Annotated in this window: 18 protein-coding genes and 1 tRNA gene; 10 read left to right on the top strand and 9 right to left on the bottom strand. The window is 34.2% G+C overall.

The genetic code is table 11. From position 1 onward, the window contains the following. Positions 1-273 precede the first annotated feature (273 nt). Positions 274-771 carry a hypothetical protein gene (locus J0M08_06535; GenBank protein MBN8702702.1) on the bottom strand — a complete coding sequence of 166 codons (498 nt, stop codon included), beginning with the start codon at positions 769-771 and terminating at the stop codon, positions 274-276. 31 nt (positions 772-802) lie between these two features. After that, positions 803-2,782: a T9SS type A sorting domain-containing protein gene (locus tag J0M08_06530; GenBank protein MBN8702701.1), complete on the bottom strand. Its 1,980-nt coding sequence runs from the start codon at positions 2,780-2,782 to the stop codon at positions 803-805. A 177-nt stretch (positions 2,783-2,959) separates the two neighbouring features. Here J0M08_06530 and J0M08_06525 point away from each other — a divergent pair, with 177 nt between their 5' ends. Then, complete coding sequence (locus J0M08_06525; protein MBN8702700.1) at positions 2,960-6,334, top strand: S8 family serine peptidase; 3,375 nt, start codon at positions 2,960-2,962, stop codon at positions 6,332-6,334. 5 nt (positions 6,335-6,339) lie between these two features. On the opposite strand, the gene J0M08_06520 is transcribed toward J0M08_06525, so the two are convergent. Beyond that, a complete protein-coding gene (locus J0M08_06520; GenBank protein MBN8702699.1) occupies positions 6,340-6,879 on the bottom strand; it encodes a DUF2179 domain-containing protein in 540 nt (179 codons plus the stop codon). Positions 6,880-6,965: 86 nt separating this feature from the next. Between J0M08_06520 and J0M08_06515 the strand changes: the two genes are divergently transcribed. From J0M08_06515 to J0M08_06495, 5 genes are all read left to right on the top strand, one after another. Further along, the gene (locus J0M08_06515) at positions 6,966-7,985 is read left to right on the top strand and encodes a T9SS type A sorting domain-containing protein (protein MBN8702698.1); all 1,020 of its coding nucleotides are present in this window, start codon (positions 6,966-6,968) and stop codon (positions 7,983-7,985) included. Positions 7,986-8,055: 70 nt separating this feature from the next. Further along, entirely contained in the window at positions 8,056-10,095 is a 2,040-nt protein-coding gene (locus tag J0M08_06510) for an OmpA family protein (protein MBN8702697.1), read from the top strand. A 76-nt stretch (positions 10,096-10,171) separates the two neighbouring features. Further along, positions 10,172-10,245, top strand: a tRNA-Arg gene (locus J0M08_06505). A gap of 163 nt (positions 10,246-10,408) precedes the next feature. Continuing rightward, a complete protein-coding gene (locus tag J0M08_06500) occupies positions 10,409-11,767 on the top strand; it encodes a peptidoglycan synthetase (protein ID MBN8702696.1) in 1,359 nt (452 codons plus the stop codon). 7 nt (positions 11,768-11,774) lie between these two features. Next, positions 11,775-13,253, top strand: coding sequence for a DUF2779 domain-containing protein (locus J0M08_06495; protein ID MBN8702695.1), 1,479 nt, complete (start codon positions 11,775-11,777; stop codon positions 13,251-13,253). Between the two features lie 2 nt (positions 13,254-13,255). Here J0M08_06495 and J0M08_06490 read toward each other — a convergent pair whose 3' ends face one another. The 5 genes from J0M08_06490 to J0M08_06470 form a co-directional block, all read right to left on the bottom strand. Then, positions 13,256-13,762, bottom strand: coding sequence for a DUF1905 domain-containing protein (locus J0M08_06490; GenBank protein ID MBN8702694.1), 507 nt, complete (start codon positions 13,760-13,762; stop codon positions 13,256-13,258). Between the two features lie 4 nt (positions 13,763-13,766). Continuing rightward, positions 13,767-16,862 (bottom strand): ATP-binding cassette domain-containing protein, encoded by a 3,096-nt coding sequence (locus J0M08_06485; GenBank protein ID MBN8702693.1) that lies wholly within the window; start codon positions 16,860-16,862, stop codon positions 13,767-13,769. Between the two features lie 46 nt (positions 16,863-16,908). Continuing rightward, positions 16,909-17,334, bottom strand: coding sequence for a hypothetical protein (locus J0M08_06480; protein ID MBN8702692.1), 426 nt, complete (start codon positions 17,332-17,334; stop codon positions 16,909-16,911). Between the two features lie 3 nt (positions 17,335-17,337). Further along, complete coding sequence (locus tag J0M08_06475; GenBank protein MBN8702691.1) at positions 17,338-18,261, bottom strand: hypothetical protein; 924 nt, start codon at positions 18,259-18,261, stop codon at positions 17,338-17,340. 80 nt (positions 18,262-18,341) lie between these two features. After that, complete coding sequence (locus J0M08_06470; GenBank protein ID MBN8702690.1) at positions 18,342-19,598, bottom strand: sugar MFS transporter; 1,257 nt, start codon at positions 19,596-19,598, stop codon at positions 18,342-18,344. Between the two features lie 179 nt (positions 19,599-19,777). Between J0M08_06470 and J0M08_06465 the strand changes: the two genes are divergently transcribed. Further along, positions 19,778-20,125: an alkylphosphonate utilization protein gene (locus J0M08_06465; GenBank protein MBN8702689.1), complete on the top strand. Its 348-nt coding sequence runs from the start codon at positions 19,778-19,780 to the stop codon at positions 20,123-20,125. Between the two features lie 31 nt (positions 20,126-20,156). Continuing rightward, positions 20,157-20,546, top strand: coding sequence for a DUF1801 domain-containing protein (locus tag J0M08_06460; GenBank protein MBN8702688.1), 390 nt, complete (start codon positions 20,157-20,159; stop codon positions 20,544-20,546). Between the two features lie 35 nt (positions 20,547-20,581). Here the strand turns inward: J0M08_06460 and J0M08_06455 are convergent, their stop codons facing one another. Further along, a complete protein-coding gene (locus tag J0M08_06455) occupies positions 20,582-21,718 on the bottom strand; it encodes a glycosyltransferase family 4 protein (protein MBN8702687.1) in 1,137 nt (378 codons plus the stop codon). Between the two features lie 308 nt (positions 21,719-22,026). On the opposite strand from J0M08_06455, the gene J0M08_06450 reads away from it, so the two are divergent. Both J0M08_06450 and pyrR read left to right on the top strand, forming a co-directional pair. Beyond that, positions 22,027-24,528: a gliding motility-associated C-terminal domain-containing protein gene (locus J0M08_06450; protein ID MBN8702686.1), complete on the top strand. Its 2,502-nt coding sequence runs from the start codon at positions 22,027-22,029 to the stop codon at positions 24,526-24,528. A gap of 40 nt (positions 24,529-24,568) precedes the next feature. Continuing rightward, positions 24,569-24,960: bifunctional pyr operon transcriptional regulator/uracil phosphoribosyltransferase PyrR (gene pyrR, locus J0M08_06445; protein ID MBN8702685.1), on the top strand; the 392-nt coding region annotated here is incomplete at its 3' end.

Below are 24,960 nucleotides of genomic sequence, written 5' to 3'. Positions count from 1 at the left end.
CGCAATAAAAAGTCTGAAGTTTTTTTGAAGGTTGCTATAAAAAAAATAGCAAATACACCTATTAAAGTGCAGAGCTTTTTCATGGTTAAATTTGGTTAAGTTGCTGCAAATGTATTTCCATTTTATGGATTATACAAGCTTTACCTATATAAAGAAATTGTTAAGGTAGAATGGTAAACGGTTTAATTTTTTGATAATCAGTGTTTTAGAGTGTGGATAAATATTATTTCTGGAGGAAATGTAAAATAGATTGTGTAATGTTTTTCGTTTTGATCATTTAATATGAAAACGAAATAATTCAGGATCTTTGTTGGAAGCTGTTATATCAAGTATATCGCCTTGTTTTAACTTGTAATCGTTATTGCTAATAGATTGTTTATAAACAAGATTCCCAATTTTGTATTCCACAATTGCGCTGTATTCTATCCGTCCCCTTGCTTGTTCACCTTTTAGTTCAACAACCAATCCCTTTGTATGTATAGCATATTTACTAAGTTGGTAATCTTTGTAGTATTCTGATGCTAAGGAAAGCGTAATCGCAAAAAACACGAGAAACACGACTAGGAAAAAGATGTTTTTTCCTGCGCTTGTTTTTACATTAATTAAAAAAAGTAACACAGGCGACATACTTGCTATGATGGCAAGTATCTTTTGTGGCATTTTTTCATAGGAATGCCCATAAAAAATTAAATACAAAAATCCGGCTAAAAAAGAGATGGTTAAAACAAAATTCCAAATGGCTTTATTTTTAATTTCTGGAATGTTTAACATGTTTTATTCCGCAAAAATAAATTATACTCCATTAATCTATAATAATTATTTTTTTAGAAATTGCAGCTCCCAATGTATTAGTTATTTTACAGATATATGTACCGGTTAGTAAATTAACCTGTAACGGAATATTGTTTTTGCCAAAACCAACAGGCAGTTTTTTGTAAAAAACGTTCTTCCCTAATAAATCAAAAATAGTAATTTCAAATAGCTCGTCTTTGTCCGATTCAATTAAGAGAGAGAGTTCTGTAGTGGTGTTTGCGGGTTGCGGAAATACAATAGCGGAAAAGTTAGCAGTATGTATATTTTCAACACCAAGCGCTATAACTTTTATGGTGTCAAAAATGCCCTGACTTAGATTAAAGTAGCTGCCACTGCCTGTTTCCAACTTAATTGCTCGAACCATATAATAGTTGTTGTATGTAGGATTATTATCGGTAAAAGTAGTTCCGGTTAAATAGGTAGTTCCTGAAATACGGTTGTATAGATTAGTTATGGTATCTAATCTATACACATAGTATCCAAGCACAGTATCAGTTGTTGCAGTCCATTGCAAATCCACTGTTGTGCCATTTATAGATGTTTTTAATTGACTGGCAGGAGCAACAGGATGTAATCGCAAAGAAGGATCACCCATTAAAGCCATGTGAGTACCTCTTCTATTACCTGCGCTACCGGTGTTGTTTATATATAGGTTGTAGTTATTTTGAGAAACTTTAGTGCTAAAACCAATATGTTCGCCTAAGCCCATGTGGTGAAAATACCAATAGGGGCGAGCAGCCCAACAGCTTGTAAGTGTTAATCCGGTGGAAGCAAGTGGAGCTCGTAAGAAATTATTTTGAGAATCCCAGTCGCCAAAATAGCTGCCAAAAAGCATGGTAAATACTGTTTGAACAGAAGTACTATCGAATGTACCTGTTGTACCTACGCCAGCGCACGTTTTATAGCTTCCGGCTCCGCAACCATATGAAAATAAATAGCTTTGAGATGACATCGTTGTGAAGTAATCATTTGCTAATGTGTTTGAAGCTCCAAATAACGAGGAAAAGTTTCTCCATCCATTGCTTGCAAATTCTTCGTTGTAGGCAGAACCAAAATTGTCATCAATTAATCCTCTTCTAGCTGCTACTGTTTGTTTGTGTTTAAATTTATTGTTCTTGATAATGTATTGCTTTAGCAATTGTTGCTCATTTAGCGCAAATTGTGGCATGTTGTATAAGTCAACCCTTCCAATCTCAAGTTCTACATTGTTATTAGGAGTAGGTAGGAATCCTGTGTCAAATTTACCATCTCCCGGAATATTCCTATTTTCTGTTCTAGTTGCTGTTGGATTATTTACAAAAGTATCTTTCCATCCGGAAGAATCCATGTCGGCATAATACACATCTGCAGGCCAAGCACCAACATGATCAGGGTGCCCATCAGGAGCAAAATTTCCTGAATAAGGAACAGGTACATGCCCTAAAATATAAATTCCTTTTACATTAACTGGGTCTAATGTATATTCTGTAGTAATAATTCTTCGAACTTTTGTAACAGGAGTTGTCCTTGAAACGTAGTAGGTTGCTACTTGCCAACCATCACCAATTAAATCTTGTTGTACTAACTTGATTTCGGGATTGAGCGAATTTTTAAAAGTACTATCTACTAACAATAACATTTTTCCTCTATACTCAATGGCAGGCACCTCTATGCCAGCGTAAACGTACGTTTCTGCAGTTTTGCCACCTGTTTTAGATATTCTGTATTCGTAGTCAATACCAATCGATATGGATGTATCTGCGAATGATGTTGCAGTTCCGCTAAGATTACCTATTTGTGTCCAAGTTGTTCCAACTTTTGTTTTTCTATATACTTTAATAGCGGTAGCCCCAGAAATGGTAGCCCATGCAAACGAAACTTTTTTAGGGTTTTTTTGCACAGTAGTTGTTAGTTGCACTGTAGCATCCTTTGGCTGTCCAACTAGTTTTATACAAACAATTGCAAATAAACAAAGTAGTAGTTTTTTCATTCTTTAAAAATTAGTTAGTTCTGGGGATATGCTAATTAACTAAAAAAAAGAATTGAATCAAATTTTTACTCATTTTCATTCTGCGGCTCTGATAGATAAAATAAAAATCAATTTATATATATAGTTGATTTTGTTGAGAATAAACAATATATTTAAGTATCTAACCAACAAATTACTATGAAAAACAAAATCCACTATCTGCTACTAAGTTTTTTGATAGCTACACTAGTTGTTAATGCCCAAAAAATAAATGATAAATTTTTGGATGGCAATATTTGGGTAAAGATGAAGAGTAGTACTTCTTTACCTATGCCTTTGCCTAACGCTTCGAGAACGATAGATAAGAAGACGCTGCCTTTTATTGCAGATATAGAAAAAATAAGTTCTGTTAAATTAGTTCGTCAACCGTTTGTAAGAACCAACGATGCTAATTTGATGAACGTATATCAAATAGAATTGGCAAATGCCCAAAAAGTGAGTGAGGTTGTAAATATTCTAAATAGACACTCGTTGGTTGACTATGCAGAACAGGTTCCTTTAGATAAACCATGCGCGTTGCCAACTCCAACAGATCCGGGTTATACTTCACAGTGGGAATTAAATAAAGTAAATGCTGCTGGTGCCTGGGCTCTTTTTTCTGGAACAGTTTCTAACGGCCAAGTTGTGGTTGCATTGGTAGATGATGCTATAAATATTAATCACCAAGATTTAAATATTTGGAAAAATTCCGGAGAGGGAGGTTCTTCTTCAACAGATGGTTTAGATAGTGATGGAAATGGTTATATCGATGACTATAGAGGGTATGATGTTGCTAGTAGTGATAACAACACCAGTCCTGTTTGGCCTACCGATTCTGCTTTGAAGCATGGTACAAGAATGGCAGGTATTATTGCCGCAAAAACAAGCAACACTATAACTGCTGTGTCACACATGGCATCATTAGGATATTCTTTAGTTAAGACAAATGGATCTACTTATGGGCCACAGTTAATGCCTGTAAAGGCAACTAACACAGCTAATGTAATTACACATGGCTATGAAGGAATTATTTATGCAGCTTTAAATAAAGCGAATATTATATGCATTCCGTGGGGCAGTTCTGTTGCATCTCAAACAGCGTACAATATTTTAAAATATGCTCAAAAACAAGAGTGTATTATTATTGCAGCTGCTGGAAATAACAACTCTTCTAATGCATTTTATCCGGCTGCTTACAATTCTTCTTTCAACAATATAGTTGCGGTAGCTGCTACTGAAAGCAACGATACCAAAGCATCGTTTTCTAATTATGGAACATGGATAGATGTTTCTGCTCCCGGACAAAATATATATACAACAGATTTAAGCTCTTCTAATACTGCATTCACAACGGTATCGGGAACATCAGCTTCTGCCGCATTAGTTGCTAGTTTGTGTGGTTTAATGATGAGTTATAAAGTTGATTTATCTAGTAGTGATGTAATTAATTGCCTACAAAACAATACAGATGCGATTGTACCTACCAATATTGGAACAGGTAGAATAAATGCACAAAAAGCAATTGCTTGTTTAAGTGCTACTCAATATTCAGACCCATTTGCTGATTTTGATGTACATCCTTCTACGATAATGGCTGGTGGCTATATTTGGATTACAAATAAATCGAAACACGCACCTTCTTCATTTGATTGGCAGTTGCAAGATGCTACAATACCTAATCAAACTACAACATCATTATCACAGCAAGTAACTGGTTTTTATCCATCCTCAGTTTCTTTCGGTTCTAAAATTATTAGATTGATTGCAAAAAAGGGTAGCAAGTCTGATACAGCATATAAAACAATTATGGTAAATCCGGGCGGGGGGTGTGATACTGTTAATTGGGCTTGGAGCAAAACTACAATAGGGTACTACTATAATTATATAGATTCTGCAGGTAATCATGGACATATATTTGGCGTAAATGACTTAAAAGAAAAGGAACATTTACAACGATTTGATTTGCCTAGTTTTAATAATGACTCACTCGTTAGTGTTTCAATCAATTTTGGCTATGCAACGAGTTCTAATGCAGCAAGTAAGTATATTACAGTAAATGTATACGAAGATGATGGTACCGGAAAACCCGGAACTTTTCTTGGTCAATCTTCTCAAATTCCATTTCAAACTGTTATTGATGATGTGCAGAATAATAAACTTACAAGAGTAACCTTTGGACAGCCGATAGAACTACCTACAACCGGATTGGCACCAGGTTCTTTCTTTGTTGGGATTTCCCATTCTCATTCATTGGAAGGCAATCTTGATTTTGCTGCAGGAGATAGATTGGCTATTGTTGCCAGTGGCACACTAAATCCGGTTCCTTTTGGAGGAACGAATCAAGTGTGGACTCGTATTTTTTATCAAGATAAACTAGTTCACTTAGGTGATTGGGGCGAATATCCTAACGGTTCTGGTCAATATGCATTTTCACCAACCCCTACAGCACTATTTATATTTCCTAATGTAACAAATAGTCCATTAAAAGTAAATGTGGATAATACAAAAATCCCAAATTCTCCTATATGTAGCGGAGATACTGTTATTTTTGATGCCTCTGCATCAACCTATCAAGGCGGTGTAGAGTGGGAGTTCCCTTATGGATTTCCTAGTAAATCAACTAAAATTGTTGATACAATTATATTTATAAATACTGGAGCATCTCAAATAGCATCTGTAGTTAAGCTAAAAGTTACCGGTGGTGCTTGTATGACCACAGATTCTATGTCAATTCCAATAACGATTTTACCTAGTCCTAAAATTATAATTACTACTACACCTAAGAATACCAATTCTATTTGTCAAGGCACTAGTGTTACTTTTTCAGCCGGAGCATCGTTATCTATCTCTGGGTATAATTGGTCGCCTGCTGCCGGACTAACTAGTACTGTTGGGGCAGTAGTAATTGCTACACCTACTGTAAGCACAACTTATGAAGTAACAGGGGCAAGTGTTTCCGGTGGTTGTTCTTCTACATCTTCTATTTTTATACGAGTAGATTCATTGCCAATTCCGGTTATAAATTTAGATACAACCAAATGTGCTATGCAAACTATGCTGCTTGACGGTTCTTTAAGCAAAGCTTCCAATAGTTTTAGTTGGAGTGCTTCCGGAGCATCGCCCGCAACATCTACTTATGCAACACAAAACGTGGTGTATAACACACCCGGATTGTATACTGTATCTCTTACCGCAACAAATAATTGTGGTAGTGTTACCACTGCCAAAACATTTTCCGTTGCTTGTATAAGTGATGTAAATGAGTTGGAATTGAATTCAATAAATAGTTATTATAATTCTGAAACTAAATTGGTGCAGATAAGCTTTGTTAATGGGCTAAATACTGCAGAGAATCATATTCTGCGATTAGTAGATAATCTTGGTAAAGTTGTTTCTGAAAACACAGTTATACCTAGTAAAGTAAATAATATAACCAGTGTAGATGTATCTAAATTGCCGTTAGGAATTTACTATTTATCAATACATACTTCCGATTCAAAAACTAAGTATGTAAATAAATTGATTATTTACTAGCTTGCTTAAGCACGCTTGGAAGCAAAAATTCCATGATGTGAGTTGCGAATATCTTCAATAGTGTAAAAGGCGTCTTCAATGTTTTTATCAATAATATGAATGACGTCTTTTACATTTTTTCTTTCAGCAATAATGTATAATATTTTTACGGGTCCCTTAGCACCTTCGCCACTTAAAATTGTTACTCCATGATTTTTTTCTCGCAACAAATCAATTAAGCCGCTAGTACTTTGATTTGTGATAAGGCGGATAATTTGATTTCCTAATGCTAGTTTTTCTTCTATTTTTAAACCAATATAGGTGCCGGTAGCAAACCCACATGCCCAAGCTAAATAACAAGCAACATTATTTAGGTTTTTCATTACCTGCGCTACAATAATAAGCCATAATAATACTTCAAAAAAGCCTAGTATCGGAACTATTTTTGTGTATCCTTTCGATGTGAAAATGTGCCTAAGGGTATTTAATGTTACATCAAATAGCCTAGAAATAAATATGAGTAAAGGCAGTAAAATCCAATTGTAATAATCAAATGATGCGTCCATAGTTTGTTCGAAATATAATAATACGTATTTATTTGTTCGTAAAAGTATAAATACTAAAGTAGATTTAAGTAAAAACAACTATCAATATGAAAATAAACTACTTTATTTTATTTTGGGTTTTTGCAATTAATGCAAGTGCCCAAACACTTACGTTTGATGATTATTTAACCCGTGCAACTGCTAAAGAATGCACCAAAACGCAGTTTGGTACAAGTATTCCTATACCTATTTATGCTTTTGGAGCCGGAGGTTGGGTGTACGAAGTGGGGGTGCACTTTGATAATACTACAACAATCCAAATTGATGAATTTCTGGTTTTAATAGGTGGTAAAAAAGGTACAAATGCTACTACTTTTTTGGCGAAATTGTATAATGCAGGAACAGACTCACTTCCCAATGGCTCGGCTTTAGGAACTACAACGTTAAGTTTTGCAAATGCATATGCACCTGCAGCTACTATAAACACCGCCTCCAGTGCGTTAAATTTTGGAACATACACCTCAATTCCGTTTGCCTCTCCAATTACGCTTACAAGCAGCTTTGTGGCATCTCTTACCGTAGATAAAACATCTAATGCAAGCTCCAATCAGCAGTTGTATTTGGCATCTAATTCGTGTGCCAACAATGATGGAAAAGGTGAGGCTCGAGCCTGTATTTTTCCCGTAACCAATGCTAAGGATGCCGGAAATTCTATCTTGTCTCAACAATGGTATAAAGTCGAAAAATTTTATCAGAAAGTAAATCAAATTAATACTCCTATGCCGTTGGACTGCGATCCGTTAATAATTCCGCTGGTTGTAGGCGAGTCTTCTCCATTATCGGTTGAGAAAGAGATTAAGTCGGAGTCGGGTAATCTTATATTCTATGGGCATTATCCCAATCCGGCTAGCTCAAGCGTGAGAATTAATTACTCAACTCGCAACACGAATGATTGGGTTAATTTAAGGGTGTTTGATATTTCAGGAAAAACAATTTTTGAGTCAAATAATAATTCTTCAATCAATTCGTTTTTTGATATAAATGTATCTGAGTATATCCCAGGAACCTACTATTATGGCCTGAAATCAGTGAATGGATCTGTGTACAGTAAGTTTGTTGTAAATTAATTGCTCAAATAAATTGTAATTTAGGTAATGGTATTATTTTTGTGTGCTAAACACTACCATTACCTTTTTTATGCAATTATTTTATCAAAAGAAATATTCACTTTACGTTATATTAGTTGTACTCTGTTTTTATACATCTGCTTTTTCTCAAGATGAAGCTGTGAAATGTGGTTCGTCTGAAAATAAAGAAGCGATTAAAAATTTGGAAAAGGGAACCGATAAAAAGAAATATAAAAAGGAGGAGCGTTATAAGTTTCTGGAGAAAGCAATGGAGCTAGATCCTGATTACATTGAAGCTGTATTTGCTTATATTCAAGAACGTATTCTTACAATAAAATACGAAAAAACAAAGTATAAAGTAATAGACGAATACCTGCTCAAGGTAATAGAAAAATGTCCTGATTTTCATGCCGAGCCTTATTACTACCTAGGTTTTAGTTATTATGAGCAAGAAAAATATTCTGAGTGCATTACCTATTTAGAAAAATTTATAAAATTTAAAGCAGATGATGAAAAAAAGTATGGAAAAGATTATCCTGCGTTAGAAGAGCAATCAAAAGAAATAATTAAGTACGCTAAAATTTATCGAGATTTAGATGAACTAAAAAAGAATCCCGTTCCATTCGATCCTCAATTAGTAGAGGGTGTTTGTACTCAAAACAGTGAGTATTTGCCTATAATTTCTCCCGATGATGAAATGATTTTATTTACTAGAAGGGTTCCGCAAAACTCAAAGAATACTGTTTATCAGAGCGACAAAGAAGTAGAGATTTTTTCTTTTAGCAAACGTGGAACTAACGGGAAGTTTGACAAAGGATCTGCAATGCCCGATCCATACAATAAAAATTCAAACGAAGGAGGCGCAACTGTTTCCATCGATAATAAAAAATTATTTTATACTATTTGTAAAGATGAAGGAGGAGAGCAGCTAAACTGTGATATTTATTATTCTGAATTAGTTGGTGGCACATGGACTGAGATTAAAAAGGTGGATGGAATTAACGATCCTGTTTATTTCGATTCGCAACCAACTCTTTCTGCAGATGGCAAATCGCTATATTTTGCAAGTGATAGAAAAGGAGGTTTGGGAGGTATTGATATTTATAAAACAACTAGAGATGTTACCGGAAATTGGGCACCACCTGTAAATTTAGGACCAAAAATTAATACAGAGGGGCACGACAAATCTCCTTTTATGCATTCCGATAGCGAAACACTTTATTTTTCGTCCGATGGACAGCCTGGGTTTGGAGGATTTGATATTTTTTATGTTAGAAAAGATGAGAAAGGCGAGTGGCTTACTCCTAAAAACATTGGTTATCCAATAAATTCCGAAGCAGATGATTTAGGCTTTTTTGTTAGTACCGATGGGCATTATGGTTATTTTGCCTCCAATCAATCTGCCAAAGTAAAAGGAAAAGTAGTTGGAGGATGGGATATTTATTCGTTCGAACTCTATAAGGAAGCTCGTCCATCAGCTGTGGCATTTATAAAAGGCGAAATGAAGGACGAGAAAGGTGCCGCTCTTAAAAACGCAACAGTCGAAATAAAATCTGCAAAAAGCAAAGAAAAAACAGAAGCTATTGTAGATACAACTACCGGTGAGTTTATTGCAATTGTGAACATGAAAAAGAAAGAAGATTTTGTGGTAACGGTTAAGAAAGAAGGTTATGCTTTTAATTCATCATTGGTTTCCATTAAAGAAGAAAATGCAGTGAAAGAACCTACAAAGATTAATTTTGAAAGTAAACCTGTTGAGGTAGGGAAAGCGTACACGCTAAACAATATTTATTTCAATTCTAATTCATCCAAATTAAAAGAAGAGTCTATTGCTGTAATAGAGGAATTTGTGGCGTATTTAAAAGACAATCCAACAATAAAGATTGAGGTGCACGGCCATACCGATAATGTTGGAGACGAAGCAAGTAATATAAGCTTATCTACCGATAGAGCATTTTCGGTATTTGAGTTGTTGCAAGAAAAAGGGATTCCCAAAGGTAGACTAGTCGCTTTTAAGGGGTTTGGAAAAGCAAAACCAGTTACAACCAACGATACGGAAGTAGGTAGGGCAAAGAACAGAAGAACCGAATTTGTGGTACTAGAAAAATGATAAATAGCTTATTTATCAAATAATTTTACATATTCGAATTAAGAAACTATATTTGCACACTCAAAAAAACAAAATAGGTCCCGTAGCTCAGTTGGATAGAGCAACTGCCTTCTAAGCAGTAGGTCTTTGGTTCGAATCCAAACGGGATCACTGGTGCCAAAACCAATAAAACCCTCACAGTTTACTATGTAATCGGGCTGAGGGTTTTGCTTTTAGGGGAAATCTAGTAACAGCAATCTGTTCATATTTACTGCTGTTTTTAAGGAAATATTACACACATAAATTGTATGTTAGTAGCATTAATATATACAATATGCGTGTTCATTTTATTGCAGTTGGAGGTAGTGCCATGCACAATCTAGCCATTGCACTTCATAAAAAAGGGTATAAAGTTACGGGAAGTGATGATGAAATAGTAGAACCTTCTAAAGGCCGACTATTAAAGTATGGTTTATTACCTTCTCAAATTGGGTGGAATCCTTCTTGTATTGATAGTTCTATCGATGCAATTATTTTGGGCATGCACGCCAGAATTGATAATCCTGAGCTTTTAAAAGCGCAAGAGTTAGGGCTTAAAATATATTCGTATCCGGATTATATATACGAACAAACAAAAGATAAAACTCGCGTTGTAGTTGCCGGGAGTCACGGTAAAACAACCATTACATCAATTATTTTACATGTGCTAAAACACAATAATGTAAAATGCGATTACTTGGTTGGAGCTCAGCTTGAAGGGTTTGAAACCATGGTTAATTTGGAGCATGAATCTAAAGTGGCAATAATTGAGGGCGATGAATATTTAGCCTCTCCAATTGATAGGCGACCTAAATTTCATATTTACAAACCACATATTGCAATTTTAAGTGGTATTGCTTGGGATCATATCAATGTGTTTCCGACTTTTGAAAACTATGTAGATCAGTTTAGGCAGTTTTTAAATATGTTTGAACCTAATGGAACAATTGTTTATTGTAAGGAAGATGAGTGGGTGCAAAAAGTTGTAACCGAAAATAAATCTGGATTGGAAAAATTACCGTATGCTGTTCCCGAAAATTTTATTGAAAATGGAGTATCGTTTCTTAAGACATCTTTTGGAAATATTCCGCTAAAGGTATTCGGCAATCATAATTTAATGAACTTAAACGGTGCTCGTATCGTGTGCAATAAAATTGGTATTTCTGATGCCGACTTTTATAATGCAATTAGCACTTTTAAAGGAGCTGCTAAAAGATTAGAGTTAGTAAAGAAAAATGATCAAACTGCTATTTATAAAGATTTCGCACACTCCCCATCTAAACTGAAAGCGACTATAATGGCTACAAAGCAACAGTATCCTAATAGAAAATTAATTGCTTGTATGGAGCTACATACATTTAGTAGTTTGAATGAAAATTTTTTGAAAGAATATAGTGGCGCCATGGACGATTGTGATGTAGCAGTTGTATATTTTAATCCGCATACAATCGCACATAAAAAACTAAAACCAATAACTATAGAGCAAGTACAACAATCGTTCATGAATAATGCAATCAAGGTTTTTACTTCATCGAATGATGTGAGAGAGTTTATTAAGAAGAATAAATTTGATAATACCAATTTGTTATTAATGAGCTCGGGAAATTTTGATGGAATTGATTTCGCTAAATTTGCAGATGAATTAATAAACTAAGAATTAAATGGAAAAAGTTATTCTTAGTAAATCAACTTATATAAGGTCTTTGCAATGTTTGAAGTCGTTATACCTGTATAAAAACAATTACAATCTAAAAGATGCCATTAGCGAAGATAAACAAGCCATATTTCAGAGAGGAATAAATGTAGGACAATTAGCCCAAAAGCTTTTTCCTGGCGGAGTAGAGTTGAAGCCGTCTTATCGAGACTATAATAAAGGGTTTGAAGAAACTCAATTAGCATTAATTGAAAACACAACTATTTACGAAGCGTCATTTATTTACAATAATGTGTATGTTGCAGCTGATATTGTGCAAAAAGCACCCTCCGGAAATTGGAATGTATATGAAGTAAAAAGTTCTGTAAGGCTTACCAATACATATATTAATGATGCGGCCTTGCAATATTATGTTATTAAGAATGCCGGTATTGCCATTGAAAATTTTTATTTGATATTGATTGATCCGGATTATATCAGAGGAAAAGAGCTTGATTTAGCCAAGCTTTTCTCTGTAACATGCGTTACCGATAGGCTAATTGAGTTGCAAGATAGAATTGTAACACAAGTAAACATTGCTAAAAACGCTCTTGCAGAATCTCAAGCTCCGGAAATTGGAGTGGGAGAACATTGCTTCTCTCCTTACGATTGCGATTTTAAAGGCCATTGTTGGAGCAATTTACCCAAAGAGAGTGTGTTTGAACTATCTGGTGTTTCAAAAAAAGACCAGTTGGATTTATACAATCAAGGAATTGTAAAAATTACCGATATAAAAGATTCATCTGTTTTTAAAAAGTCAACGCAAACGCAGATAGATAGCGCAATTAGCAATAATCCAACTGTAGATAAAGACGGATTAAATCAATTTATTGGGCAGGTAAAATACCCTATTTACTTTTTGGACTTTGAAACCTTTATGCCTGCAGTTCCCTATTTTGAAGGGAATAAACCATATCAACACACCCCGTTTCAGTATTCGTTACATATTTATAAAGACGAAAAATCAACATTAGAGCATAAAGAATTTTTAGCAGAACCTTTTGGAGATCCCCGTATTCCTTTTATGCAGAGCTTGATAAACGATTTGGGCGTAGATGGTACTATTTTAGTTTACAATATTTCTTTTGAGCGACAAATTTTAAAGGACTTAATAAAAAAATATCCTGTCTATGCTGATAAATTAAAAGAAATAACAAATAGGATGGTTGATTTAATAATTCCATTCGAAAATAAATACTATTATCATCCGGCAATGAAAGGTTCACATTCTATGAAATACGTACTTCCTGCTTTATTTCCTGAGTTGTCTTACGATAAACTAGTAATTAAAAGTGGTGCTGTAGCAATGATGGCATTCGAAAAATTGTATCACGAAAATGACATTATTAAAATATGTGAAACAAAAGACGCACTAAAGGAATATTGTAAGCTTGATACGTTGGGTATGGTTAAAATATTTGATTACTTAAGAAATGTAGTAGCGTAGAATTAAGAATTTTTTTTAAAATGCCTTATCATTTCACCATAATTAAAACCTAGTTCAAGTCCTTTTATTGTTTTTGTAATTCTGTCGGCTTTTGTATGTGAAGTTTTGGCGCTTTCTATCCATTTCGAAAAATAATTTTGATGACCTAATGTTAGCTTTTTAAAATTATTTAATGCAACAGGTGCTTCTAATAAACAATCCAATAAATCGGTTGATTGCGGCAGTGGGTCTGTATCTAGTGACAATTTTAGTGTAACAACCGCTCCTTGTTGTTTCCTTATTCTCTTTCTCATTTCGGCATTAATAGGCATGATAAAAGAGCCATCTCCATCGGGTAAAATTGCAACCAATTTAATTTTAAGTGAGTCTATAAATCCCTTTACTCGATATGATTTACGAATAGAAGGATTAATTATATTAGCTACATCTAACGGAATTGAAACGTATGTCCAACCAGTTTTTTCGCCTTTCTTTCCAAATTTTAGTAGTGTAGTTTTAAACTCGTACATGAGTTTATGCCTGAGCAGGAGCTTTTTTTGTAATTCTAGAAACTATCTCTTCCAACCCATTTATCAGTTTTCGAAGTAAATCGAAGTACAGTGTAATTGAAAGTACAAAAGACATTAACCAAATAATAGAAATATTAAACCAATACGTGTCATAATACTTTCCTAAAAACTTTTTGCGAGGTGCAAAAAAGTGTGCACGCCCAAAATTAGATTGCTGAGGGTCTAAGAAAATTGGATCTGCTCGTTGAATAAGCTCTCCATCTTTTTCTAATATTTTATCTAGCTCATTACTATTTCTTACTAAATCGTTTAGGCTTTCATTCTCTTGGTTGTTTTTAAGCACCATAAATGCTTCTTTAGCTTCTGGTGTGGCATTACGCTTAGAAATTAGCTTATCTTTTTCGTTACTTGCGTTGTTATATTTTTTGATATACGAAGAGTTTAGTTTTGCAAGATAATCTCTCAACTCTGCTGCTTTTTCGCTACTAAAAGTTTCAATAGTTAGTTGTTCTGCATTCGCAAATTTCAATTGTTTTTGAGCTTTGTTTTCCTTTATAAGTTCATTGCGCAATAAATTAATATCGTCTGTAACTTCCTGTTTTGCATCTGCATTTTTATAAATATTCTCGCACTTATCAATTTTTGCTTTTAGTTTTGGTATCCAATAATTTTTCTTAAAATCAGCAATACTCATTGCTTTATCATATATATAGAAAGCAGATTCATATCCATTTTTTTTGAATTGATTTACGGCCAAAGCTTCAAACGCCCAACGAGAGGTCATTATTTCTCCTGTAAATGGAACATGTTTTTGAGATGTAATGGATGGATTTAGTTTGTCGAATTTTACAATTACACCGCTTAATAATAGTTGAGGTATAATTAAAAATGGAATTAAAATGTAGATGGTTACGGCAGAATTAAAACTTGCTGAAATATTTAAACCTAACATGTTTGCAAAGCAAGATGTAGTAAATAATACAAACCAATAATCAAAAGACATCCCATTTATATCTAATATCCAATTGCCCATTGCTACAAACATAACTGTTTGAATGGCAGATAGAACAAACATGACAAATATTTTTGAAATGAGATAACTGCTTCTACTCAAATTTAAAAACGATTCTCTTTTCAATATTTTTCTATCCCTAATAATTTCTTCGGCACTTACCGTTAGTCCAATAAACAATGCAACTACAACACACATAAATAAATAGGCTGTTATGTTTTCGTTTTCACGGAATATATAACCTATTTTATTGGAGATGTCTGTATTGTAAAACTTAACCAAATAAGCTAAAATAAAAGCAAGTAGGGGCGATTCAATTAAATTAATAGCCAAGTATTGACTGTTAGTTAATTTTGATTTTACATCGCGTGTAATAAATACGTTAAATTGTTTTAGTTTTGTTGGTATTTTGAAGGTGCTTTCTGGAATAGCACCATTTGATAAAACAGGTGCTGATTTTTTTTCGATATTTTCTTTATAAAACTTATTCCATTCTAGTGGGGAAACCTTTCTGTTGTGAGTAAGATTTCCATATTCATCCAACACCTTCGATTCAATTATATTAAAAATTTGTTCCGGATTTACGTTACCACATTCCGGACACTCACTTTCATTGCTGTTTACGTGGTTTATAATTGTTTTAAAATAAATTACCGCATCTACCGGATTACCATAATAAATAGGGTATCCGCCAACATCTAAAATCATTAGCTTGTCAAACATTTTAAAAATGTCTGACGATGGTTGATGTATAACCACAAAAACTAATTTTCCTTTTAAAGCCAATTCCTTTAAAAGGTCCATAATGTTTTCCGAATCTCTAGATGAAAGCCCAGAGGTTGGCTCATCTACAAATAGAACTGAAGGTTCGCGTATGAGTTCGAGTGCAATATTCAATCGTTTACGTTGGCCACCGCTAATAGTTTTTTCTAACGGGGAACCAACTTTTAAATCTTTTGTTTCGTATAAGCCAAGACTGGTAAGTAAATCCAATACCATTTGAGATATTTGCTCATCCTGCAAATTTCCAAAACAAAGTTTAGCGTTGTAAAATAAATTTTGGTAAACGGTTAATTCTTCAATCAATAAATCATCTTGAGATACATGTCCGATTACTCCTTCAATCTTATCTTTTTGGGTGTGTATATTTATTCCATTTATAAGTACTGCGCCACCACTTGGAACTTCATTACTGTTTAATACATTAAGCAATGTTGATTTTCCTGCACCACTACCACCCATTATGCCAATTAACTTTCCGGAATCTTCTGTTATATTAATATCTCGTAAACCAATTTTGCCGCCTTTAAATTTATATTCTAAATCATGTGCTACGAAAGATACTTTAGCTTTTGAGGTGTCGCTTAAGAAGGCACTAATTATATCGCTATAATAAATTGGGCTTACTTTAGAGCTTCGTATAGACGAGCCTTCTGTAAGAATATAGATTTTTTCTTTGCCAATTATCTGCCCATTTAATAATAAATCTGAATCGCCAAAATAGTACAGCGAATACATATTTACACTTGGAATGCACAATACTCTTATTTGTCCATTTCCAATACCTTCTGAGTAAATATGTTTGGTATTAACACCATGTGTGTTTTCTTTTTTATTATCAATTACTAAAAGCTTAGAAGAGTCAGGAATATCGTTGATGTTGCTTTTAATAAAATTTAAGCAGCGTAAAAATTCTTGCTCGTCAATATTAAATGTATCTGCTACAGTGGTAACAAACTCAAGCTCTTGCGAAGAAATTTCGTAGCTAGAATGAATAAACTCTAACAAACGAATTAATACAACTACTTTTTGTTTCTGAGTAAGTTCTGCATTGATTTGAGTACAGATTTTTAGAACCTTAACAGAGTTAACTGATGTGCGTTTTTGTGAGCCATCTTTTCTTTTGGAAACTTGATGATGCGCTTCTAAAAATTCATCGAACGATTTAAGATATAGCTCAACCTGTTCTAAATTAAGTTGTTGTTTTAGAAATGATTGTACAATGGCTCTGCCATCAGTAGTAATTCCATCAACACGAGCAATGATGGCAAAAAGCTGCATCAATGCCTTGAGTATTCGTTCACTCATAGTGTTGTAAGATTAAAAATTAGAATAGGGGAGTAAATTAAAAAAACTATTGTTGTTTAAATCCGATAAGCACTACAGCGCAGCCTGAACTTTTACTGTTAGCGTCTAATTTAGCTTCAATAATACAATCTAAGGTGTTTGTTATTTTGAAATCCCAATATGGAGCATTTCTATAGTCAATGTTTGTAAATAGCATATTTCTTTCTCCATCAAAAACAGAAAACACTAAGTTGCCATCTGTCAAACCGCTGCAACCTGCAATTCGGTATGTCGTACCTCCGTAAAATGTTGTGTGAAACTCAGCTGTTTCTTCAGAGTTTAATAACAACGAGCGGTATTGTTGACCATCAGAAATAAATTTATTTCCAATGTGTTTTCCACAAAGTGTAGCAACAGTATCGCATTGAGCATTTGATTTTAATACAAACGCAAATAAAAATGCAGAGGCAAATAATAATTTAGCTATTCTCATAGTTTATCCTACAATTAAATTTCTGATTGATTGAATTTTTTGTGAAATAATATCAAGTTGTTCAGGAGTAATATTTACCTCCGATTTGCTGGTTACAGTAGTTGTTTTATTATTTACATCCACTGTAGGTTTATCAAAAGAATATTTTATTTCTACTCCAGCAAAAGCAGCTTCTAAATCAGTTAGCTTTGTAATTAGGTCAGTGTATTCTGCTGTAGGCGTTTCACCTGCATTCGCATTCAACATTTTTATTAAGCTTAGAATAGAACTTTTTTGTTCGCCAATTCTTCTGTTTAACTCAGCATTGTTTTTTCCTTTGGCAGAACTTACTGCAAAATGCAAGCTTTCAATCCAACCACCGGCAAGTACCAAGCTGCTTACATCGTTACGCTGATTTTCCTTAAGATATGCATCCGTTGCTCTATATGCCACAGAAACCAGTGTAAGTAACGAATCTTTGTTGCCAATGTTTTTGCTAAATCTTTCTACTACAGAATTGTCAAAAGCGCCCATAACACCTAAATCTGTAGCTAGTTTTCTAACTGTATTTAGATAGCCAATTGCATCCTGCGATTGCTCGTAAATTGAGATATAGCCTAAATCTGCTCCGTAAACTCCTAAGTTTAAAGCCTTAGAGAAATTAGTTGAGTAAGAAGTAGATTTACTTGTTTGATTAAGAATAGATTTATCGTAATTAGAACCTACTTTTTTAATTAAAAGAGCAGTTTGTATAGGAGATGGAATACTAAATATTTGACCATTAACCTTAATAATGCCAGATGCATTACTATCAACCTTTGTTGTTGTAGAGTCCAAGTTGCTGGTATCTTCTTGAACATTACCCCCACAACCCAACAATCCTACAGATAGAATAGTTGAAACAGAAACTATTGATATATAATTAAATAATCTAGTTTGTTTTATCATTATTTAACATTTTTTGATTCCTGTAAAAATAGCATTTTTTTGATACGAAAGGTAAAAATTGAAAAATTATTAGAAATAACCTACCATTTTGTTTTTTTGAACCCACTTACGCTGTAATAAATTATAAAAGCATAGCACGGAATTAATACTAAGTAGGCCTTTTTGTAGCCAATAAAAGATAAATCGGCAAGATAGCCATACAGTAATGGTAGTAAAGCACCTCCGGCTATTGCCATTATTAATAGTGCAGAACCTAGCTGCGTAAACCTTCCAAGTCCTTTTATTGCTAATGGCCAAATGGCAGGCCACATAAGTGCGTTGGCTAGTCCTAATAGGGCTATAAATAAAACTGAAACATATCCGTTTGTTAAAATTGCAAGTGTGCCGAATAATATACCAATGGATGCAGATATGGCAAGTGCCTTTTCTTGGCTTATGTATTTAGGAATAGTAAATATTCCAATAATATAACCTATAACCATTGCTGCCAAAGTAAATGAAGGAAAATTTTTAGATTCAGAAAGGGGAATGTTTTGCGATTGTCCATAGCTGCCAATGGTATCGGCTGCAATAACTTCTGCACCTACATAAAGAAAAAGTGCAATTACACCCAATACAAGATTGGGAAAGTGAATAATTGAAGATTTGGTGTTTGAATTAATTGCGCCTGTTTGTTCGCTTTCCGATTCTGAAACTTCAGGTAGTGGAGAAAAATAAACCATTATCGCCAACCCAATAAGCAATATCGCCATTGAAATATATGGTAAAATAACACGCTCGGCTAGTTGGTCTAATTTAACCGCCTTGGCTGTTACATCTAATTGAGCTAATTCCGTTGTTAGATTATCAGCATCAGAAAGAATAATAGCTCCTAGTATTATTGGAGCTATTACTCCTGCTAGTTTGTTGCAAATGCCCATAATGCTAATACGTTTGGCTGCACTTTCTATAGGGCCAACTATGGTTACGTAAGGATTTACGGCAGTTTGAAGGATTGATAGCCCAGTCCCAATTATAAATAATCCGGTTAGAAATAACATATAAGTTCTGGTGTATGCCGCAGGAATAAAGAGTAATGCCCCAACTACCATGGTTAGCAATCCAAGTACCATCCCATTCTTGAAACCTGTTTTTTGTAGTATCCATGAGGAGGGTAGGGCTGTAACAAAGTAGGATATGTAAAATGCGAATGCCACCAATAGCGATTGAAAATTATTTAACTCGCAAGCAATTTTTAAGTAGGGTATGAGTGTACCGTTTATCCAGGTTATAAAACCGAAAACAAAGAATAGAACTCCTAATATAATTGTTGGTAGTAAATTTGATTTTTGTGACATGCAGTAATTTTTTATAAATCTATAAATATAAAAAGTGCAAATAATGGTTATGGAAACTATTAATTAACAATGCGGTTGTTGGTTAAGAAAGACAGTGAGTTTTTATGCATAGTTTATGGGTAAATGGTAGTCTTAAAAATAGTACTACCTTTACCTTTCTTACAAACTAACTTTACTATATGTCTCAACTACCTCCATGCCCAAAATGCAAATCTGAATTTACGTATCCTAGCGATGGTGTAATGATTTGTCCTGAATGTTTTCATGAATGGAATCCAGAGGACCTTAAGGAAGAAAAGGCGGAAGATACTGCTACAAAAGTAATGGATGCAAATGGTAATGAATTAAAGGACGGAGATACAGTAATTACGGTTAAAGATTTACCTGTAAAGGGTGCATTAAGACCAGTAAAAGCAGGAACTAAAGTTAAAAATATTCGTCTTACAGATGGCGACCATAACATTAGTTGTAAAATTGACGGTTTTGGCTCCATGGGCTTAAAATCAGAGTTTGTTAGGAAAGCCTAATTTATATAGATGTACGATTACCATTTAGATAATGAATAAGGATATTCAAGCATACAATGATTCTCAATCAGTTGAGGATAGCGAAATATGCAATTTGCTTTTTAAAGAGATAGATAAAAACTTACCTAAAGCGGAAAGTAAAATTTGGCATGCACATCCGGTTTGGTTTTTAGAAGGGAATCCAATTGTTGGATATAGTAAATTAAAAAACTGTATTCGGCTCTTGTTTTGGAGTGGTCAATCTTTCGAAGAAGATGCCTTACAAAAGGAAGGTAGTTTTAAAGCTGCGGAAATTCGTTATACCTCTGCCAATCAAATAAAAATAAAAGAGTTGAAAAAATGGCTTAAAAAAGCATCCGATATTCAGTGGGACTACAAAAACTTAATCAAAAGAAAAGGAGTTTTGGAAAGATTAAAATAAGAGTTCTTAAGAAATGAAAGGCTGAAGAATTTAAATTATTTTTTGGTGGATATGTAAAGAGTTTCTATGCATTTCCAAAGTTTTTGAGCTGAGTTTTCCCAAGTAAATTTATGTATTTGATCTTTTGATTTTTCTATCAGAGATTTTCTCAATTCTGGTTCAGTGTAAATTTTTTGCATTGCATTCGCAATAGATTGTGTGGAAAAAGGATCGGCCAAAAGTGCTCCATTTCCTGCAACTTCTGGCATTGAGGTTGTGTTGGATGTAATAACTGCAGTTTCGCAATTCATAGCTTCAATAATAGGAATGCCAAAGCCTTCAAATGTCGTTGTATATACAAGTGCCAACGAAGAAGCATAAAGATTTCTAAGTTGTTCTACATCAACTCGTCCTGTGAAAATGACATCATTTTTGTACAACATTTGTTTTAATGTTTTTTCCATGTCAGAAGTCCACCACATTTTATTACCTACTAATACCAATTTGGTGGAGTCGGATTGTTGTTGTTTAAACATTTCGAAAGCTGCGAGTAATCTAGAAATATTTTTTCTTGGATGTAAGTTCCCAACAAAAATAAAGTAGTTGTTGTTTGAGGTGTATTGTTGTTTTGTTTGTGCTTTTATTTCGTTGTTAATTGGTTTGTAGAAAGTGTTAGCTCCGTTGTACACCACATCAATTTTAGTAGCTGAAATTCCATATGTATCAATAATATCTTTTTTTGAATACTCAGAAACGGTTGCTATTCTAGCGGCCTTTTTTGCGAATTTTGGAAAATAGTATCTATAGTATTTTTGATACAAAAAAGGTAAATCATCTGGGTAATGTTCAAAATTTAGATCGTGAATTACAGCTAGTTGCGGAATAGCAGTATTTAGCGACAAAAAACCATCGGGAGATAAAAATAAATCAGGTTTTATTTTGTTTAATACATTAGATACTGCGTGCTCAAACCAATAATAGTATAAAATTGGATGTCTTGCTTTGGGCGAGACAATAACAGGTGTTACGTTTTTGCCAAAAATAAACTCATCGGAATATTTTCTATCGAATAGAAAAATAAACTCATGTTCTGGATGGTTTTGTGTAATTAGTTTTATCGTTTCATAGGTAAACCAACCAATGCCGTCTAGTTTATTATCAATTAGTAATCTTGTATTTACGGCAATTTTCATCTATTTTTCTTTGGCGAATTGTGCTAAAAGGTAAGCTATTGATTTTCCGATAAAGATAATTAAATACTTCTTTGGGAATCTAAAGTAGAAAATAGAATAAGTGGTTGGGTAAATACACTAACAAGTTTTTACTAATTAAACTTCTTTAATACTAAATTTTTAGTTTTTGTATCAAAAATCTCGTTAATTTCCTCAAATTCTTCGAGAACTACTCTTATGTTATGACTAACAGCAAAAAAAGCAAATTAGTTAACAATTTTTTAACATACTTGGGGTATATTTGACTCCGGTAAACCTCTATTAACCAAATGAAAGTAATAAACTACATCACGCTTAGTGCGTTGATGTTTTCTGTTTTTGAATTGGATGCGCAATGTAATGCAGTAAATCCTGCTCCACAAACTATTTGTAGTCTAGATACAGCCACAATTGATGCCGGTGTAAATTTTAGATCCTATTCTTGGTCAGAAGGACAAACAACACAAGTAATTAAAGTTACTCCAACAAATACAACGTCTTATTCTTGCACTGTAACTTGTTATGGTCCGGATGTTGTTACCAATGGAGGTTTTGAATCTGGAAATACAGGCTTTAGTTCGGCATACACCAATAATCAAGGCTCACTTCAAAACTCAGGACGTTATGCAATTACCTCGGATTGCTCTATTCAGAAAGGCGATTGGATAGGATTACCGCATACCGGCAGTCTATTTATGGCAGTAAATGGTTCTGGAACTCCCAATACTGATGTCTGGTGCCAAACAATAAATGTATTGCCTAATACTACTTATGAGTTTTCTACTTGGGTGAAATCGCTTTCCGGTACCCCTTATGCTCAACTTCAGTTTTCCATAAACGGTGTTACGCTCGGAAATATTTTTTCAGCAACTGCTGAATCAAACGGATGGATTAATTTTTTTGAGACGTGGAACTCCGGTGTTAATACAACTGCAAATATTTGTATTGTCAATATGAATACTGCTGGTGCCGGCAATGATTTTGGATTAGATGATATTTTTTTTAGACCAATCATTTCTCAAACTATAACTACAACTGTTACTGTTCATCATACTCCAATTGCAGATTTTAACTATTCAGGATCGTTGTGTGTTGGAGTAACAAAAAGTTTTACCGACAATTCGAACCCAAACAGTACTGTAATTGCTAGCTATGACTGGGATTTTAATAATGATGGAATTTCTGATAACAGTACTACAAGTGCAGGTTATACCTTCAATACAATAGGAAATGCAATTATATCCTTGTCTGTAACTTCCGTTTTAGGATGTACTTCTGTTAAAACTAGTACCCTGGTTGTAAACGATAATCCTACTGCAACAATAACTAGTACAAGTATAACTTGCTTTGGTGGAAATAATGGTACACTAAGTGCTTCTGGCTCAGGTGGAGGAGGGAATTATACCTATAAATGGATGCCTGGAAATATAAATGCTGCCAATGCTAATAATTTAACAGCACAAACCTTTACGTGCACCGTTACCGATGCAAATGGCTGTTCAGCTCAAATTCCTGCAACAGTTAGTGAGCCGGCTCAGCTAGTGCCAACGTTTGCTTATAGCAATTTAGATTGTTTTCAAGGTACTAACGGTTTTATTATTGCAGGAGCTTTAGGTGGAGTGAAAAATAGCAATAATGATTACGATTATTTGCTAAATCCTGGTGGTTACACAACTTCTTATGTCGACCAGTTACCCGCAGGCACCTACCAATCAATAGTAACAGATGGTAATGGGTGTACAGCAACTCAGCAAATTACAATTACAGAACCACCTCTTTTGACAGTAGCAATTAATGCGCCTCTCGAAATTTGCGATGGTCAATCGGCTACTATTGTTGCAAATCCGGTTGGAGGAACGCCAGTTTATACGTTCGATTGGCTTTCTCACTCCCTTACAGGTCAAACCATAATTGAAACTCCCACCACATCTCAAGTGTATGACTTATTAGTCACCGACCAAAATGGATGTACAGCAGAATTGAGTCATTCCATTACTGTCAACCCTCTTCCAACCGTTGATTTTTCGGCAGATAATCTAATTGGTTGTGGGCCTGTGTGCGCTAACTTTACGCCTACCACATCCAACGTGATAAGTTATGCGTGGAATTTTGGAGATGGAGGTTCATCATCAGCTACTGCGCCAAATTATTGCTTTGCAAGCTCAGGTACTTTTACCGTTAATTTAATTGTAACAGATGCTAAAGGGTGCACTAATACTGCCAGTAAAGCAGATTACATAACAGTTCATCCCGATCCTGTTGCACAATTTGCTACAACACCATCCTCAATAGATATTATAGATCCAACTATTCAATTGGTAGATATGTCTAGCGGAGCTGTAGGTTGGCTTTACACTTTTGGAGATGGAACCGGAAATTTTTCTACGGATGCAAATACTACATATACTTTTCCTGCTGATGATACTGCAACCTATGATGTAAAGCAAGTAGTAATAAACCAGTTTGGGTGCATGGATTCAATTATAAAAAAAGTAACTGTTGCGCTTGGGTATACTTTTTATTTTCCGAATACGTTTTCTCCTAATGGCGATGGTTTGAATGATGTGTTTAATTTTAGAGGATTAGGTGTTACAGAGTTTAATATGTGGATATACGACCGTTGGGGAAATCTTATTTATAATACTACAGATATAACTAAGGGATGGGACGGAGATGTAAAAGGAGGGGGCAATAAAAAAGCAGAAATTGATGTGTATATATGTCGAATGCTGGTAAAGGATATCTACCAAGTAAGCCATAACTATACTACACATATTACTCTTATAAGATAAACAATCTCATTTCTTAATAATTTAGTATATTTGGTTTCCAATGGAGCCCAAACTTATTTTAAATACCAAACAATTTGAGATAATCCTCACTCGGCTTTCGCATCAATTAATTGAAAATCACGGCAGCTTTGATAATTCTGTAATTATAGGACTTCAGCCACGTGGAGTGTATTTGGCAAAAAGAATTCAAGCTAAGCTCGAATCTATTTTAAAAAATAAAAAAATAAATGTTGGCGACTTAGATGTTACTTTTTATCGTGATGATTTTCGAAAAAAAGAATTAACTCCCAATAAAACCAATATAGAATTTATTATAGAAGACAAAAATGTGGTCTTAATTGATGATGTGTTATACACAGGAAGAACAATTAGAGCAGGGCTAGATGCGATGCTTGCTTTTGGTAGGCCAAAAAATGTAGAACTATTGGTGTT

It is taken from the genome of Bacteroidota bacterium, from assembly GCA_017303975.1.
Classification (GTDB): domain Bacteria; phylum Bacteroidota; class Bacteroidia; order JAFLBG01; family JAFLBG01; genus JAFLBG01.
This window is presented reverse-complemented; position numbering and strand designations above follow the sequence as displayed.

What these genes read in the sequence shown, in the direction of transcription:
- J0M08_06470 (MBN8702690.1), bottom strand. Translation starts at nt 19,598, where the DNA reads ATGTCACAAAAATCAAATTTACTACCAACAATTATATTAGGAGTTCTA.
- J0M08_06500 (MBN8702696.1), top strand. Translation starts at nt 10,409, where the DNA reads ATGCGTGTTCATTTTATTGCAGTTGGAGGTAGTGCCATGCACAATCTA.
- J0M08_06460 (MBN8702688.1), top strand. Translation starts at nt 20,157, where the DNA reads ATGAATAAGGATATTCAAGCATACAATGATTCTCAATCAGTTGAGGAT.
- J0M08_06450 (MBN8702686.1), top strand. Translation starts at nt 22,027, where the DNA reads ATGAAAGTAATAAACTACATCACGCTTAGTGCGTTGATGTTTTCTGTT.
- J0M08_06480 (MBN8702692.1), bottom strand. Translation starts at nt 17,334, where the DNA reads ATGAGAATAGCTAAATTATTATTTGCCTCTGCATTTTTATTTGCGTTT.
- J0M08_06490 (MBN8702694.1), bottom strand. Translation starts at nt 13,762, where the DNA reads ATGTACGAGTTTAAAACTACACTACTAAAATTTGGAAAGAAAGGCGAA.
- J0M08_06525 (MBN8702700.1), top strand. Translation starts at nt 2,960, where the DNA reads ATGAAAAACAAAATCCACTATCTGCTACTAAGTTTTTTGATAGCTACA.
- J0M08_06510 (MBN8702697.1), top strand. Translation starts at nt 8,056, where the DNA reads ATGCAATTATTTTATCAAAAGAAATATTCACTTTACGTTATATTAGTT.
- J0M08_06530 (MBN8702701.1), bottom strand. Translation starts at nt 2,782, where the DNA reads ATGAAAAAACTACTACTTTGTTTATTTGCAATTGTTTGTATAAAACTA.
- J0M08_06520 (MBN8702699.1), bottom strand. Translation starts at nt 6,879, where the DNA reads ATGGACGCATCATTTGATTATTACAATTGGATTTTACTGCCTTTACTC.
- J0M08_06465 (MBN8702689.1), top strand. Translation starts at nt 19,778, where the DNA reads ATGTCTCAACTACCTCCATGCCCAAAATGCAAATCTGAATTTACGTAT.
- J0M08_06495 (MBN8702695.1), top strand. Translation starts at nt 11,775, where the DNA reads ATGGAAAAAGTTATTCTTAGTAAATCAACTTATATAAGGTCTTTGCAA.
- J0M08_06535 (MBN8702702.1), bottom strand. Translation starts at nt 771, where the DNA reads ATGTTAAACATTCCAGAAATTAAAAATAAAGCCATTTGGAATTTTGTT.
- J0M08_06515 (MBN8702698.1), top strand. Translation starts at nt 6,966, where the DNA reads ATGAAAATAAACTACTTTATTTTATTTTGGGTTTTTGCAATTAATGCA.
- J0M08_06475 (MBN8702691.1), bottom strand. Translation starts at nt 18,261, where the DNA reads ATGATAAAACAAACTAGATTATTTAATTATATATCAATAGTTTCTGTT.
- J0M08_06455 (MBN8702687.1), bottom strand. Translation starts at nt 21,718, where the DNA reads ATGAAAATTGCCGTAAATACAAGATTACTAATTGATAATAAACTAGAC.
- J0M08_06485 (MBN8702693.1), bottom strand. Translation starts at nt 16,862, where the DNA reads ATGAGTGAACGAATACTCAAGGCATTGATGCAGCTTTTTGCCATCATT.